Annotated in this window: 15 protein-coding genes and 3 tRNA genes; 9 read left to right on the top strand and 9 right to left on the bottom strand. The window is 75.8% G+C overall.

The window, feature by feature from the left end; translation table 11 throughout:
* Nucleotides 1-1332, top strand: a complete 1332-nt coding sequence (locus ACU610_RS17765) for a class I adenylate-forming enzyme family protein (protein WP_446769016.1) — start codon at nt 1-3, stop codon at nt 1330-1332.
* A 17-nt stretch (nt 1333-1349) separates the two neighbouring features.
* Nucleotides 1350-2951 (top strand): mycofactocin dehydrogenase MftG, encoded by a 1602-nt coding sequence (gene mftG / locus ACU610_RS17760; RefSeq protein WP_446769015.1) that lies wholly within the window; start codon nt 1350-1352, stop codon nt 2949-2951.
* 3 nt (nt 2952-2954) lie between these two features.
* Here the strand turns inward: mftG and ACU610_RS17755 are convergent, their stop codons facing one another.
* Both ACU610_RS17755 and ACU610_RS17750 read right to left on the bottom strand, forming a co-directional pair.
* A complete protein-coding gene (locus tag ACU610_RS17755) occupies nt 2955-4997 on the bottom strand; it encodes a transglycosylase domain-containing protein (protein ID WP_446769014.1) in 2043 nt (680 codons plus the stop codon).
* Nucleotides 4998-5168: 171 nt separating this feature from the next.
* Nucleotides 5169-5363: a hypothetical protein gene (locus ACU610_RS17750; RefSeq protein ID WP_446769013.1), complete on the bottom strand. Its 195-nt coding sequence runs from the start codon at nt 5361-5363 to the stop codon at nt 5169-5171.
* A 211-nt stretch (nt 5364-5574) separates the two neighbouring features.
* On the opposite strand from ACU610_RS17750, the gene ACU610_RS17745 reads away from it, so the two are divergent.
* The 4 genes from ACU610_RS17745 (at nt 5575) to ACU610_RS17730 (ending at nt 8309) form a co-directional block, all read left to right on the top strand.
* Nucleotides 5575-6261 carry a phosphodiesterase gene (locus ACU610_RS17745; protein WP_446769012.1) on the top strand — a complete coding sequence of 229 codons (687 nt, stop codon included), beginning with the start codon at nt 5575-5577 and terminating at the stop codon, nt 6259-6261.
* Entirely contained in the window at nt 6258-6734 is a 477-nt protein-coding gene (locus ACU610_RS17740) for a helix-turn-helix domain-containing protein (protein ID WP_446769011.1), read from the top strand. The genes ACU610_RS17745 and ACU610_RS17740 overlap by 4 nt, the downstream gene beginning before the upstream one ends.
* Nucleotides 6735-6744: 10 nt before the next feature.
* Nucleotides 6745-7173 carry a VOC family protein gene (locus tag ACU610_RS17735; RefSeq protein WP_091224258.1) on the top strand — a complete coding sequence of 143 codons (429 nt, stop codon included), beginning with the start codon at nt 6745-6747 and terminating at the stop codon, nt 7171-7173.
* 137 nt (nt 7174-7310) lie between these two features.
* Nucleotides 7311-8309 carry a glycosyltransferase gene (locus ACU610_RS17730; protein WP_446769010.1) on the top strand — a complete coding sequence of 333 codons (999 nt, stop codon included), beginning with the start codon at nt 7311-7313 and terminating at the stop codon, nt 8307-8309.
* 6 nt (nt 8310-8315) lie between these two features.
* Here ACU610_RS17730 and ACU610_RS17725 read toward each other — a convergent pair whose 3' ends face one another.
* The 4 genes from ACU610_RS17725 to ACU610_RS17710 all read right to left on the bottom strand — a co-directional run bounded on the left by ACU610_RS17725 (nt 8316) and on the right by ACU610_RS17710 (nt 9104).
* The gene (locus ACU610_RS17725) at nt 8316-8798 is read right to left on the bottom strand and encodes a GNAT family N-acetyltransferase (protein ID WP_446769009.1); all 483 of its coding nucleotides are present in this window, start codon (nt 8796-8798) and stop codon (nt 8316-8318) included.
* Nucleotides 8799-8845: 47 nt separating this feature from the next.
* Nucleotides 8846-8919: transfer RNA gene (locus ACU610_RS17720), tRNA-Phe, on the bottom strand.
* Nucleotides 8920-8942: 23 nt separating this feature from the next.
* A tRNA-Asp gene (locus tag ACU610_RS17715) sits at nt 8943-9016 on the bottom strand.
* 15 nt (nt 9017-9031) lie between these two features.
* Nucleotides 9032-9104 (bottom strand) — tRNA-Glu (locus tag ACU610_RS17710).
* Nucleotides 9105-9389: 285 nt separating this feature from the next.
* Here ACU610_RS17710 and ACU610_RS17705 point away from each other — a divergent pair.
* Nucleotides 9390-10028 (top strand): AMIN-like domain-containing (lipo)protein, encoded by a 639-nt coding sequence (locus ACU610_RS17705; protein ID WP_446769008.1) that lies wholly within the window; start codon nt 9390-9392, stop codon nt 10026-10028.
* A gap of 100 nt (nt 10029-10128) precedes the next feature.
* On the opposite strand, the gene ACU610_RS17700 is transcribed toward ACU610_RS17705, so the two are convergent.
* The 3 genes from ACU610_RS17700 to ACU610_RS17690 form a co-directional block, all read right to left on the bottom strand.
* On the bottom strand, nt 10129-10464 hold the full coding sequence (locus ACU610_RS17700) for a hypothetical protein (protein ID WP_446769007.1): 336 nt from the start codon (nt 10462-10464) through the stop codon (nt 10129-10131).
* A 23-nt stretch (nt 10465-10487) separates the two neighbouring features.
* Nucleotides 10488-11996, bottom strand: coding sequence for a metallophosphoesterase family protein (locus ACU610_RS17695; protein ID WP_446769006.1), 1509 nt, complete (start codon nt 11994-11996; stop codon nt 10488-10490).
* Between the two features lie 94 nt (nt 11997-12090).
* The gene (locus ACU610_RS17690) at nt 12091-12570 is read right to left on the bottom strand and encodes a GtrA family protein (protein ID WP_446769005.1); all 480 of its coding nucleotides are present in this window, start codon (nt 12568-12570) and stop codon (nt 12091-12093) included.
* Nucleotides 12571-12781: 211 nt separating this feature from the next.
* Between ACU610_RS17690 and ACU610_RS17685 the strand changes: the two genes are divergently transcribed.
* Nucleotides 12782-13663 (top strand): Rieske 2Fe-2S domain-containing protein, encoded by an 882-nt coding sequence (locus tag ACU610_RS17685; protein WP_446769004.1) that lies wholly within the window; start codon nt 12782-12784, stop codon nt 13661-13663.
* Between the two features lie 38 nt (nt 13664-13701).
* Nucleotides 13702-14550, top strand: coding sequence for a hypothetical protein (locus ACU610_RS17680; protein WP_446769003.1), 849 nt, complete (start codon nt 13702-13704; stop codon nt 14548-14550).
* Nucleotides 14551-14563: the final 13 nt, after the last annotated feature.

The following is a 14563-nucleotide window of genomic DNA, read 5'->3' as shown; positions in this document are numbered from 1 at the left end:
ATGGGCACCGTGACCGACGTCGCGGTCGTCCGGGCCGCGGACAGCGAGCGCGACCAGCGGCGCGCCGCGGCGGCGCTGCGGGCGGCCGGACTGGGTCCGGGGGACCGGCTGCTCGTGTCCGCGGGGGCCTCGCCGGCGCTGCTCGCCGTCGTGCTCGGCGCGCTGCGCTCGGGCGTCGTCCCCGTGGTGCTCGATCCCCCGCTGCCCGCGGCCGAGCGGACCGCGCTGGCCGAGGACGCCGACACCGGGCTGGACGTCGGCGCCGAACCCGAGCAGCTGCTGGCGGGGGACGTCGAGGCCGAGCTCGCCGACGTCCCCCTCGCCCGGCCCATGCACTACACCTCCGGGACCACCGGCCGCCGCGAGGGCGTGTGGTCCGGGGTGCTGGCCGAGGACGACGCCCGAGCGCTGGCCGCCGAGGAGATCGACCTCTGGGGCTTCGGCCCGCACGACCGGTATCTGCTGCTCTCCCCGCTGCACCACTCCGCGCCGCTGCGCTTCGCCGTCCACACGCTGCTGGTCGGCGGTGAGGTGCTGCTGCCCGGCCCGTTCGACGCTCCCCGCGCGGCCGAGGTGATCAGCACGTTGCGGCCGACGACGACCTTCTGCGTCCCGACCCACCTGCAGCGGCTGCTGGGTCACCACCGCTCCACCGCCCACCCGATCGACTGGGCGTCCTTCCGCCGGCTGGTGCACGCCGGCGCGCCCTGCCCCGAGCCGCTGAAGCGGGCGGTCCTCGAGGCAGCGCCCGAGGGGAGCGTGTGGGAGTTCTACGGCTCCACCGAGGCGCAGTTCACCGTCTGCTCGCCGGAGGACTGGCTGGCGCACCCGGGCAGCGTCGGCCGGGCTCGCCCGGGACGGCGGCTGGAGGCCGACGAGCGCGGCCAGCTGTGGTGCGCCGTGCCGCGGTGGGCGCGCTTCGAGTACTGGCGGGCGCCGGAGACGACCGCGGCGGCCTGGCGCGGGGACCGGGTCACGGTCGGCGATCTGGGCCGGGTGGACGACGACGGCACGGTCTGGCTCGACGGCCGCCGCGAGGACCTGGTCATCTCCGGCGGCGTGAACGTCTACCCGGCCGAGGTCGAGGCGGTGCTCGACGCGCACCCCGGCGTGGTGGAGAGCGCGGTCGTGGGCGTGCCCGACCCGGAGTGGGGGCAGCGGGTGGTCGCCGCCTACGTGGGCGACGCCGACCCGGTCGAGCTGGCCGGCTGGGCCCGCGCGCGGCTGGCCCCCGCCAAGCGGCCCAAGAGCCTGCACCCGGTGGGCGAGCTGCCGCGCACCTCGACGGGCAAGGTGCGCCGGCTGGACCTCCCGGAGGCGCTCGGGCTGTGACGGGTGGGGGGGAAGCCGTGCTGTGGGACGTCGTCGTGGTGGGGGCCGGCACGTCCGGCGCCCCCCTCGCGGCGCGGCTCGCGGACGCCGGACGGCGGGTGCTGGTGCTGGAGGCCGGCGCGGACCACGTGGAGTTCCCGGCCGACCTGCGGGACGCCGCGCGGATGGCCGCCGCCGTCCCCGGGCACCCGGCCAACTGGGACCTCACCGGGGTGCTCACCGAGGAGGTGACCTTCCCCGTCCCGCGGGGCCGGGTGGTCGGCGGGTCCAGCGCGCTCAACGGCGGCTACTTCGTCCGCGGCACCCGCGCCGACCTCGACGGGTGGGCCGCCGCGGGCAACGACCTGTGGTCCTACGACGCCGTCCTGCCGTCGTTCGTGCGGCTGGAGGCCGACCGCGAGTACGGCGACCGGCCCGGTCACGGCGCCGACGGGCCGGTGCCGGTGCGGCGGGCCTCGGCCGGGCACCCGCTCGCCGACGCGCTCGGGGCGGCGGCCGCCGAACTCGGTGTCCCCGACGAGCCGGACAAGAACGCCGACGGGCCGCCCGGCTGGGGACCCGTCCCGCTCAACGTGGCCGACGGCGTGCGGGTCAACACCGCCATGGCCTACCTCGCGCCGCGCCGCGGGCACCCGGGGCTGACCGTGCGCGGCGGCGTGCCCGTGCGCCGGGTGGTCGTCGAGCGCGGCCGCGCGGTGGGTGTCGAGACGGCGGAGGGCGTGGTCCGGGCCGGCGAGGTGGTGCTGGCGGCCGGCGCCGTCGGGTCGCCGCAGCTGCTGCTGCTCTCCGGCATCGGGCCGGCCGACGACCTGCGGGCGCTGGGCGTCGAGGTCGTGGCCGACGTCCCCGGCGTGGGCGCCGACTACACCGACCACCCCGACGTCTACGTCCCCTGGCGCCCGGCCCGGCGGCTGCCGATGCCCCGCGACCTGCATCCGCTGCACGGCGTCCTCAACGCCACCTCCGACGGCGCGGCGGTGCCCGGGGACCTCGAGGTGCTGCCCTGGCTCAAGCCCTTCAGCCGGGTCGTGGTGCCCCGCACGTCGGCGGGCGTCGCCCGGGTGCTGCGCCGGCCGGGCGCCACGCTGCGGGCGCTGCGCGGGACCTCGCTGCACCGGCTGCTGGACACCGCCCGGCGCCGCGACGACCTGTTCCTCGGCGTCGCGCTGCAACGGGAGGACAGCCGTGGCCGGCTGACCCTGACCAGCACCGACCCGCGCGCGCAGCCGCGGCTGGAGTACCGCTACCTCTCCACCGACTCCGACCGGCGGCGGATGCGGCAGGGCGTGCGGCTGGCGGCCGAGCTGCTGCGGACGGCGGCGATGGCCCCGCTGGTCGCCGAGCGGACCGGGCCGCCCGACGACGTCCTGGCCTCCGACCGCGAGCTGGACCGCTGGATCCGGCGCTCGCTGGCCACCGCCGTCCACCTCGCCGGGACGGCGCGGATGGGCCCGGACTCCGATCCCGGCGCCGTGGTCGACCAGCACCTGCGGGTCCGCGGGGTACAGGGGCTGCGGGTCGTCGACACCTCGGTCATGCCCACGGTGACCTCGCGCGGGCCGGCGGCGACGGCGGTGGCGATCGGCGAGCGAGCCGCGGAGCTGATGACCGAGGGCTGACCCTCACCCGGGCGGCAGCGCCGGGAGCGGGATGCCCGGCGGCGGGAAGAAGACCGGCGCCTCGCCCGACAGGACCGGCAGGAACGCGTCGTGCCAGATCTGGCCGCCGCGGCTGCCGCCGAACCCGCCGACGTCCACGTTCGCCGTCGGGTTGAACAGCATGACGCTGGCGGTGTACCGCGGCGTGGAGCCGACGAACGACACCGACGCGCGGTCCTGGGCGGTGCCGGTCTTGGTGGCGATCTGGTGGCCGGGGATCGCGGCCCGCCGGCCGGTGCCGTACGGCAGGGACGAGCCACCGACCATCATCTGGGTCACCGTCGTGGCGATCTGCGGCGACACCACCTCGGGCGTGCAGGAGGCGCCGGTGCCCAGGGGGCTGCCGTCCTCGCGCGTGAGTGGCCGGCCGTAGCGGTCGAGCACCTCCACGACCGGGACGGGGGTGCAGCGGGTGCCGTTGGCGGCGAGCGTGGAGTACGCGCTGGCCAGCGCGAGCGGGCTGGTCGCCTCCGGGCCGAGGGTGAACGAGCCGCGGTTCTGGGCGATCACCTGGTCGGCGACCGGGTCGAGCGAGGTCAGGCCGAGCCGCTGCGCCACCCGCACCGGCCCCTCCACGCTGCCCAGGTCGTCCTCCAGGGCCACGAAGTAGGTGTTGGAGGAGCGGACCAGTGCCTCGTACATGGTCAGCGTCGGCGGGAACGACCCCTCCTCGACGTTGCTGACCGTGTAGGGGGCGAGCCCGTTGCGGTACACCCGCGAGGTGTAGGGGTCGCTCGTGGTGATCGTGTGCGAGGGCGGGAAGCCGCGCTCCAGGGCCGCGGTGGCCACGAAGACCTTGTACGTGGAGCCGGAGCCCTTGCTGGCGGTCACGTTGAGGTTGACCGAGGACTGCGCCGGGTCGTCGGCGTCGAAGCCGAAGACCCGGTTCGCGCTCATCGCCAGCACCGCGCCGGTGCCGGGCTCGACCGCCGTGAACATGGCCGCCACCGGGTCGCCCATCGGCTGGGTGGCCAGCACGGCGGCGTCGGCGGACCGCTGCAGGTCGGCCCGCATGGTGGTGCGGATCGTCAGCCCGCCGTCCTCGAGCTGCTCCTGGGTCATCCCCAGGGTGCCGGTGAGGTGGTCCTGCAGGAAGTCGCAGAAGAAGCCGCCGAGGACGCCTCCGCCGGCGCAGCCGTTGGGCGGCGCCGGCGCCGGGTCGGTCTCCACCGGCTGTGCCGAGACCTCGGCCAGCTGGGCGTCGCTGATGTGGCCCTGGGTGTGCATCCGCTCGAGCACCACGTTGCGCCGCTGCCGTGCCTTCTCGGGGTCGACCAACGGGCTGTCGGAGGTGGGCGTCTGCACCAGGCCGGCCAGCATCGCCGCCTGCGGGAGGGTGAGGTCGGCGGCGTCGACGCTGAAGTAGGCCTGGGCCGCGGCCTGCACGCCGTACGCGCCCTCCCCGAAGTACACGGTGTTCAGGTACCGGGTGAGGATCTCCTCCTTGGGATAGGTCTCCTCCAGCGCCAGGGCCAGCCGGGCCTCGCGCAGCTTGCGGCCCAGCGTCTGCTCGGTGGCCGCCTGGCGGTCCTCCGGGGTGACGGCGGTCTGCAGCAGCGTCTGCTTGACCAGCTGCTGGGTGATCGTCGAGCCGCCCTCCTCGACGTCGCCGGAGCTCACGTTGCGGGCCAGCGCCCGCAGCGTGCCCTGCACGTCCAGGCCGTGGTGCTCGTAGAAGCGCTCGTCCTCGATGTCGACCAGCGCCTGCTCCATGACGTCGGCGATCTGGTCTGCGCCGACCGGCGTCCGGTTGTTCCGGTAGAAGTAGGTGATCACCGACCCGTCGGCGGCCAGGACGACGGTGTTGCCCGGCGGCGTGGCGTCGGTCAGCGCGACCGGGAGCGGGGAGAGCAGCGTCGCCGAGGTGCTGGCGGCCAACCCGGGCCCGACCACCCAGGGGACCAGCAGCGCGGCGAACAGCGCGCCCGCCAGGGGGAGGACCAGCAGCAGGCTGCCGAGCGCGCGCAGCCGTCGCTGGGAGGAGCCTGACCTGCTCGACGATGCCATGTCGCCTCGCCCCGCTCGTACCCCGGCGTGCGGAGGAGCGCGACGCCGTGCCGGGATCATTGCGCACGGCGACGGTCCGGAACACCCGGACGAGCGCGGGAGGACGGAGCGTCCCGGCGACGCGCTGATTCGCAGCCGCCGGGACGCCGGATCAGGGTGGGTGGAGGGAGCTCAGCGGGCGGTGGGGAGCTCCGAGGTCGCGGGGTTCGCCGGCGCGGACCAGGCGTCGGGGTGCCGGCGGCCGGTGTCGGCGACCCACCCGCCGGAGGGGCGGGTGGCCGGACGGGCGCTCAGGCTCACGATCAGGGCGAGCAGGCCGACGAGTCCGAGGAGGACACCAGCGATCACCAGGAACGTCGTGAGCATGTACTGAACGTAGGCAGACGACGGTGCGGTGTCACGTGGCGGATCTCCACCGGAGTCCGCCGCGACCTCGGACAGGATCTGCCGAGCCGGTCACACCTGGCACACCCGTCCCGGGCGGACCACCACCGGGACGCGGACACGCGGCCCGGGTACGGGGCTGCTGCCCCGCACGCCGGGTAAGGGAGTCCCACCCGACGACAGGAGGACGCCCGTGACCGACCTGCTCCGGATCGCCGGCCGCGCCGTCGCCGTCCCGCTGGGGGCGCTCGCCCGCTGGCGGCGCGGCAAGCCGATGCACCCCCGTGGCGCGGTGCTCGACGCCGTGCTGGAGCGCACCGGCGGACCGGCCGGATGGGGCGTGCCCTGGCTGGCCGGCAGCGGGCAGGAGGCGGTGCTCGTCCGGCTCTCCCGTGGCGCGGGGCTGCCCACGCCACTGCCCGACCTGCTGGGCCTCGCCGTCCGGCTGCCGGGCCCGGACGGCCCGGTGGACCTGCTCCTGTCGACGACCGGACGGGGCCGGCTCACCCGTTGGGTGCCGGTGCCCCGGCGGGACGCCGCGGCGGTCCACTGCTCGATCATGGGTTACCGGACCCCGGCCGGGCCGGTGTTCCTGGCGGCGCTGCCCGAGCCCGGGGCCGCGCCGGTGACCGCGGAACCCGGGCCGGTCGCCGCAGCAGCGCGCAGCGGCCGGCTGGCCTTCACGCTCGTCGCGGCGCGGGGTGCGGGGGAGTGGCAGCCGTTCGCCCGGCTGCGGCTGCTCGCCCCGGTGCCCGAGGTCGACCCCGACCTGCGCTTCGACGCCGTCCGCAACCCGCCGCCGGGCCTGGTCCCGGACGGGCCGATGGCCCGGTTCCGTGCGCCCGCCTACGGGGCCGCACGGGAGGGCCGGGGCGCGTGACGGCGACGGCGGCCCGCAGGAGCTCGCCGGACCTGACGGTGCACCTGCGCCGGGCCCGCGACCACGTCGACCGGCACTTCGCCGACGACCTGGACCTCGACCGACTGGCACGGGTGGCCGGGGTCTCGAAGTACCACTTCGTCCGCTCCTTCGAGGCCGCCTTCGGGGAGACGCCGATCCGCTACCTCACCCGGAGGCGGATCGAGCGGGCCCAGGACCTGCTCCGCTCGGCCAACCTGACCGTGACCGAGGTGTGCACGGCCGTGGGCTACGCCAGCCTCGGCTCCTTCTCCACCCGCTTCCGGGCGCTGACCGGGGAGTCGCCGGTCGCCTACCGGGACCGCTGGGCCGCCCGCGGGGCCGCGCACGTGCCCGGCTGCTTCCTCTTCGTGCGCGGCGTGGTGGACCTCGGCGGGACGACCGGCCCGGGTCGAGCAACCGCGGAGAAGCCCGACACCGGTGGCCGTCCGTAGGGTCGAGGCCATGATCACCAACATCTCGCTGGTCACCGTCTACTGCCTCGACCAGGACCGGGCCAAGGAGTTCTACGTCGACGTCCTCGGCTTCGAGGCCCGCACCGACATCACCATGGGCGAGGGCTTCCGCTGGGTCACCATCGCCCACCCCAGCCAGCCCGAGCTCGAGGTCACCCTGATGACCCCCGGCCCGCCGCTGGACGAGGACGCCGCCGCGTTCGTCCGCGGTCAGCTGGAGAAGGGCTCCATGGGCGGGCTGGGCCTGGCGGTCGACGACTGCCGGAGGACGTACGAGGAGTTGTCGGCCAAGGGCGTCACCTTCCTGCAGGAGCCGGCGGAGCGGCCCTACGGCGTCGAGGCCGTGATGCGTGACGTGTCGGGCAACTGGCTGGTGCTCGTCGAGCGCCGGGAGTTCACACCGGCCGACTTCGCCTGACCCCCGTTCGGGGTACTCCGGGTCACCACTCGGTTCGACGGGGTACCGGCGGGTACTGCGACCGGTACCAGCCCGTCTCGGTCACAGTCTGCGCCCCTGCCCGTCGCAGTGCGCGGCCGCAGGAGGAGAACCACCGCGTGAACGACGCCGACCCCCTGGCAGCCGCCGGGGTCCGGGTGGTGACCGTCCCGTACGCCGACCCCTACGTCGACGCCGTCCTGCCGGCGGGGGTCGTCCGGGTGGGCCCGGAGCAGGGGCCCAGCCCGTGGCTGGACCCGGCGTACCTCGCCGCCCACGCCGACGGCGTCGACGTGGTGCACCTGCACGGCGGCTACGGGCACCTGCCCGAGGACGAGGTGGTCAGCTGGGCGGAGACGGTCCGGCGCACCGGCGTCCCGCTGGTGCTGACCGTGCACGAGCTGCGGGACCCCGAGCAGCCGGCCCGGCGCCGGCACGACGCCCACCTGGCGGCGCTGCTGGCGACGGCCGAGGTGGTGCTCACGCTGACGCCGGGGGCGGCCGACGAGATCGCCGCGCGGTTCGGCCGGACGGCGATCGTCGTGGCCCACCCCTCGATCGCCGAGCCGGTGCCCGGGCTGGGCGCCGAGCGCGGTCTGGTCGGCCTGCCGCTCACGGCGTCGTGCTCCGCCCTGCCCGACCCGGCGATGCTGGTCCGGGCCGCGCTGTCCGGCGCCGTCAACGGCGGTGGGCGGTTGCGGCTGTTCCTCGACGACGGTGTGGAGCCGCCACCCGTCTTCGCCGCCGGGGACAGCCTGGAGGTCCTGCCGCGGGAGGTCGACGCGTGGGCCGCGCAGCTGCAGGAGCTGCACGCCGTCGTCCTGCCCCAGTCCTGCGGCACCCACTCGCGGGAGCTGGAGGTCTGCCGCGACGTCGGCACGCGGGTGGTGGCGCCCGGCTGCGGGTGGTTCGCCGACCAGTGGTCCGACGTCGTGCCCTACGACAACGACGAGGAGCGCGGCGTGGACCCGGTGTCCCTGGACGCCGCCGTCGCCGCGGCGCTCACCCGGCCGGCGCCGCGGCCGGCCGACCGGGAGTGGCGGGCCGAGCAGCGGGCCGCCGTCCGGGCCGTGCACGCGCAGGTGTACGCCCGGGTGGTCGCCGACCGCACCGGCTGAGGCCGGTCAGAGCTGCAACTTGAACCCGACGTGCGAGGCGGTGAACCCGAGCCGCTCGTAGAAGCGGTGCGCCTCCGGGCGGCGGGTGTCGGTGGTGAGCTGGACCAGCCCGCAGCCGCGCCGGCGGGCCTCCGCGACGGCCCAGGTGAGCAGCGCCGCGCCGACGCCCTGCCCGCGCAGGTCGGCCCGCACCCGCACCGCCTCGACCTGCAGTCGCGTCGTGCCGCCGCGGGAGAGGCCGGGGATCTCGGTGAGCTGGGCGGTGCCGACGACGTCCGCGCCGTGCGTCACGGCGAGCAGCAGCTGGGCGGGGTCGGCGTCGACGGCGGCGAACGCCCGGCGGTAGGGCGCGAGGTCGGCGGACTCGCGGTCGCGACCGAGCGGGTCGTCGGTCAGCAGGGCCACGAGAGCCGGGACGTCGTCCGCCGTCGCGCGGCGCAGGCCCACGGTCGTGCTGGGCGTGCTCAACGTGGTGGGGAGCGGGGGCACCGCGGCAGTCTGCCCGGCTCGAGTGGCGGGGCTGCAGGAGGATGGTGTGGGCAGGGGCGGGGTCGAACCGCCGACCTCTCGCTTTTCAGGCGAGCGCTCGTACCGACTGAGCTACCTGCCCCTCCCGGTGTCTCCACCGGAGAGCGACCCTGACGGGACTCGAACCCGCGACCTCCGCCGTGACAGGGCGGCGCGCTAACCAACTGCGCTACAGGGCCTTGCTGGTACTGCCGTGCCCCCAACGGGGTTCGAACCCGTGCTACCGCCTTGAAAGGGCGGCGTCCTGGACCGCTAGACGATGGGGGCTCGTGTTCGCCGGGGGCAGCGAGAACTCTACATGCTCGGCGGGGCTCCTCCGAGGCGGGGGTCCCGTGTCCCTCGCCACGCCCTGCCGGGTGACCCGCCGACGGCCGCTCTACGCCCGCCACGCGGCGATGATCACGGGTCTGTCGCCACCTCGGGCGGCGTGTCGCCGCGTGTCGCCTGCAGCAGCCCCGTGATCAACGCCTGGGCAGCGGTCCGAGGCTGCCGGGGTGCGACACGGCGGACGCGGTCGCGGGCGCAGCGGCTCCCGGCTGTCACCCTCAGCGGGTGATCCGACGCGCCGCCGTCTGCCCGCCCCTCCTCCTCGCCGCCGCGCTGCTGGCCGCCTGCGGCAGCGGGGACCGCGCCACCTCGCCGTCCGCCAGCACGGGGGAGGCGTCCTCCTCGAGCAGCGCGTCCTCGGCACCGACCTCCGCGGCGCCCGGCACGGCTCCGGAGGAGACGGGCGCCGACGTGCCGCCGTTCGAGGGCGACACGCAGCCGGCCACGCGCGAGGCGTCGGCCGACGCCCTGCTCACGGTGTCCGACATCCGCACCGGCCGGCAGGACGGGTACGACCGGGTCGTCCTCGAGATGGGCGGCACCGGCACACCGGGCTGGGACGTCCGCTACGTCGACCGGGCCTACTCGCAGGGCACGGGCGAGCCGGTCGAGGTCGCGGGCGAGGCCGTCCTGCAGGTGACGATCACCGGCGCGGGTTACCCGTTCGACACCGGCGTCGAGGAGTGGGCCGGCCCGGACCCGCTGCCGGGCGACGGCACGCAGACGGTCACCGAGGTCGCCTGGGACGCGACCTTCGAGGGGACCTCGGTGGCCTTCGTCGGGACGACGGGCGAGGCGCCGTTCCGGGTGTACGCCCTCGAGGACCCCACCCGCGTGGTCGTCGAGGTCGCCGACCTCGGCTGAGAGAGGGCGCCGTCCTCACCCGCTCGCGAGCTCGCGGCGAGCCTCTGGACGGGGCCGCAGCGGGACCTCGTAAGGGGCCGTTCGGGCCCGGGCCGACTGCTCAGCCCAGGGAGGCGGTCAGCTCCACCGAGTCGGCCTCGACGGTGGAGCAGGTCAGCGTCAGTGGGCCCGCGCTCACGGTCTCGCCCTGCGCGCACGACACGCTGGCGTCGCCCACGCTGAGGGTGGCCCGGCCGTCCTGGACGCCGCCGAAGGCCAGCGACGTCCCGAGCACCTCGACCTCCGCCCCGTTGCCGGACAGCGTCACCGAGCACTCGCTGCCGCTGCAGGAGAGGTTGTCCGAGCTGAACGAGCAGGCGGTCAGCGGCAGCAGCGTGAGGCCACCGGCGAGGACCCCGGCAGCCAGCCGGGCGGCACGTGACGTCGTCGAGGACATGAGCCGAGGGTAGGTCCGCCGGGTCACCCCGTCGGGGAGGCGGGTGTCGGTGCCGGGGCGGTCGGCGCCGGCGGGGTGCCGTCCCCGTCGGCGCCGTCCCCGACGGTGGGAGTCACCGCGGGGACCACCTGCCGCTGGATGGTCACCTCCGTCTGCCCCAGCCCGCCGAGGGTGATCTCGTCGTAGGCGGTCAGCGCGCCGGTCTGCGGGTCGAGGTAGAGCACCGTGCAGGTCAGCGGCTCGGGGAACTCGCCCTGCAGGGCGCGCAGCCCCGCCCCGCCGGTCGAGCCCTCGACCATGAGCAGGGTGCCCCCGTCGAGCCGGGTGACCTCCCGCTCGTGGGTGTGCCCGGCCAGCACCAGCGGGACGACGCCGTCCAGCGCCGGCGCCTGCTGGGGGTCGTGCACCATCGCGACCGACGGCGGCTCCGGCAGCGTCGCGATGAGCTCAGCGAGGTCCTCGCCGGTCTGCTCCAGCGTCTCCGCGCCGTCGTCGCCGCCCGGGTCGGGGGTGAAGCGGGGGTCCGGCGTCCCGACGACCTCGATCCCGGCGACCGTGACGGCCGAGTCGTCGAGCACGGTCGCGTTCGGCTGAGCGGCGACCAGCTGGGCGGTGACCGTGGAGTCGTGGTTCCCGCGGACGAAGACGTAGGGGACGTCGAGGGTCCCGATGGAGCTGATCAGGCCGTTCTCCGGCTGGGTCCCCCAGTCGGTGATGTCCCCGGTGTCGAGGACGCCGTCCACGCCGAACTGCGTGACCACCTGCTGCACCAGGTCGAAGCCGGCCGGGTTGAGGTGGAGGTCGGAGACGTGCAGCAGCGCGACGTTGTCGGTGGCACCGCCGGGCGGGGCCAGCGAGGACAGCGTCGAGTACAGCGAGCTGACGTTGGACACGAGGTCCTCGAGGGAGGCCCGGTAGGCGTCGAACCTCGCCACGATGTCCTGGGCGCTGCCGATCAGGCTGTTCGCGTTGACCAGCAGGCCGGTGTAGGTCGGCTGGGACAGCGCGTCCGGGCGCCAGGTCGCCGCGGCGATGCCGCCGGTCGCGGCGACGAGTGCCGTGGACAGTCCCAGTGCGATCAGCGGTTCCCGGCGGCGGCGCAGCACGAGCAGGGACGCCGCGGTCCCGCCGCCGACGGCGGCCAGCGCGGTCAGCCACGCCACCCGCTCGACGGCGTCCCGCAGGTCGGCGCTCACCCGGTCGACGACGCCGTCGAGCTGCGCGGGGTCGGTGGCCAGCTGCGTCGCGCGGATCTCGTCGACCCGGCTGAGCTGGATCTCCAGCCGCAGCGGCCCGTCGTACGCGTCGACCTGCAGGGCGCCGAGCGGTGGGATGTCCAGCGCGGCGCCTCCGCCGAACGGGCGGAAGGCCACCGTCGCGTCGAAGGGGCCGATGGGGGCGGACACCCGACCGAGCAGCAGGATGCCGAGCCACGCGCCGGCCAGGACGACGGCCAGCCGGACCGCCCACCGGCCCACCGCGCGGGCGACCGCGCGCAGGCCCGCCCGCCGGGCGGTGGTCGGCTCGGTCACGATCGCCAACGTAGCCGCGGCCGGGGCCGGCGCCGCCCCGGTCGGCCGGGGCGACGCCGGGTTCACACGCACGTCACGCGACGGGGTGACCCCCTCAGGCGGTCCTGGTCGCCCGCGGGCGGAACAGCCAGCGCAGGGCGATGAAGCGCATCAGCCCGACCAGCCCGGTCACCGCGACGACGAGCGCGACCTGGGTGCCGACGCCGGCGTCGGGGACCAGTGAGTTCAGGACGCCGAGCGAGGTGCTGGTGAGCAGCAGGCCGATGACCGTGACGCCGCTGGCCTCGACCTGGGCGGTGAGCCAGTGCACCCGCTCACCGGCGTGGAAGGTCAGTCGCCGGTGCATCTCGTTGGCCAGCAGGGTGGAGACCGCGGTGGCCGCGACGTGCGCCGGAAGGTAGCCCAGCCGCTCCAGGGCGGCGAACAGCAGCGTGTACACCAGCGTGGTGGAGGCGCCGACGAGGACGAACCGGGCGAACTGGCCGAACGTGTCCTCGGCGCGTAGTCGGGCGACGACGCTGTCCACGGCGTCGCCGACCGCCGGGCGGCGGGTCAACAACGACGGGCAGGTCACGATGTCTCCTCTATCGGCACGACTACGTTCTGTACGTTCCACCTGGGGATCGGCTGTACGCCAGTCGTTATTCCCCTGAAGGCGGACAGTTCCGCTGTGGAGTTGATCACCACTCACGGTCACCGCGGCGTGGCGGTGACCGACGGGTAGCTCCTCGTCACCACAGACCGGTGGTGGCATCGCCGCCGGTCGGCGGGGGTAGGACGCCGCCATGAGCCTCATGGGGATCCTCGACCGGGTCGCAGACAAGGCGACCTTCGACAAGGCGATCGGCCCGGCCCAGCGGGCCGTGCAGGCCGCGCTCAAGCCGCAGGCCCTCAAGGACCTGCTGCACGGCACGTGGCTGGGGCACCCGTTGCACCCGGTCCTGGTGCAGGTCCCGGTCGGCAGCTGGACGTCGGCCGGCCTGCTCGACGCGATCCCCCCGCTGCGCCCGGCCGCCACCGTCCTCATCGGCACCGGCGTCGCCGTCGCCGTCCCCGCAGCGATGTCGGGCGCGGCCGACTGGTCGGAGCAGGGCATCGGGGTCCGGCGGCTGGGCCTGCTGCACGCCGCGGGAAACACCGTCGCGCTCGGCCTCTACGTCGGTTCACTGGTCGCCCGCGCCAGGGGCCGCGGCGGGCTGGGCCGGGTGCTGTCCTACGCGGGCCTGGGCATCGCGACCGGGTCGGCGGCCGTCGGCGGGCACATGTCCTACGCCCAGTCCTCGGGCGCCTCGCACGCCGCGACGGCGGCCCGCGCGCTGAGCTCGGACTGGATCGACCTCGGCCCGCTCGACGACCTGCCCGAGGGCCGGCCGACGCTGCGCGCGGGCAAGGGCGGCAGCGTCGACGTCCCGCTGGCCGTCATCCGCCGGGGGACGCGCGTGGACGCCTTCGTCGGGGCGTGCTCGCACCTGTCGGGCCCGCTGTACGAGGGGTCGGTGGAGCAGGTGCGCGGTACGGACTGCCTGGTGTGCCCCTGGCACGGCTCGGCGTTCGACCTCGAGGACGGCCAGCCGCGGCGCGGCCCGGCGGCGAACCCGCAGGACAAGCTCGAGATCCGCATGCAGGCCGGCCGGGTCATGGCCCGGCTGCCCGGCCGCGACCGGTAGGGGTCCCGAACGGCGTCGCCGTCCCTACCCTGCGGGGCGTGCGGTGGACGGCGGTGCTGGCCCTCGCGCTGCTGTGCGCGGGCTGCGCCGGGACGGACGGCGTCGGCGAGGCGGCGGCTCCTCCGGCGTCGGCCTCCGCGGTGCCGGCCCTGCCGCCCGTGCCCGGGATCGAGGCCGAGGTGGTGCGCCAGCGCACCGACGTGCCCGTCCCCGGTCAGGTGCACGTGCGCGTCACCGACACCGGCGACCGGCCGTTCACGGTCACCGCGCTGGCGATCGACGCGCTGGGCTTCGCGCCGCTGCCCCCGACCGGGCTGAGCGCCGCCTTCGAGCCGGGCCGGACGATCGCCCTGCGCACCGCCTACGGCGCGCCCGACTGTGCTGCTCCGGCCGGTCCGCCGGCAGCGCGGCTGACCGTGGTGTGGCCCGATGGCGCCGTGGAGGAGCTGCGGGTGCCGTTGGCCGGGGACGACCTGGACGTCGTCCACCGCGAGGAGTGCGCGGTCGCCGGGGTGCGGGCCGTCGCCGACGTCGGCCTGACCGGCCTGGCCCCGGCGGGCGACGCGGTCACCGGCACCGTCGTCCTGACGCGGGTCGGGGACGACGAGCGCGCCGTCACGGTGCTCGACGCCCGGCGCAGCGTCGTCCTGGGCGTCGCCGTCGAGGGGCTGCCGCTGGAACTGGGGCCGGGGGAGCAGCGGACGAGCGCGCCGGTGGCGTTCACTCCGGCGTCGTGCGAGCCGCACGTGCTGGCCGAGACCAAGCAGCCGTTCATGTTCCCGCTGTCGGTCGCGCTGGGGGAGGCCGAGCCGGTGCCGGTGCCGCTCCCGGTGGACGAGGCGCAGCAGGGGGTGCTCTGGGAGCTGGTGCGGAGGGTCTGCGGTTGAGTGGGTCCGGCCC

It is taken from the genome of Geodermatophilus sp. URMC 61, from assembly GCF_052931555.1.
The sequence above is the reverse complement of the archived record's forward strand: the minus strand, read 5'-3'. Positions and strand labels throughout refer to the sequence as shown.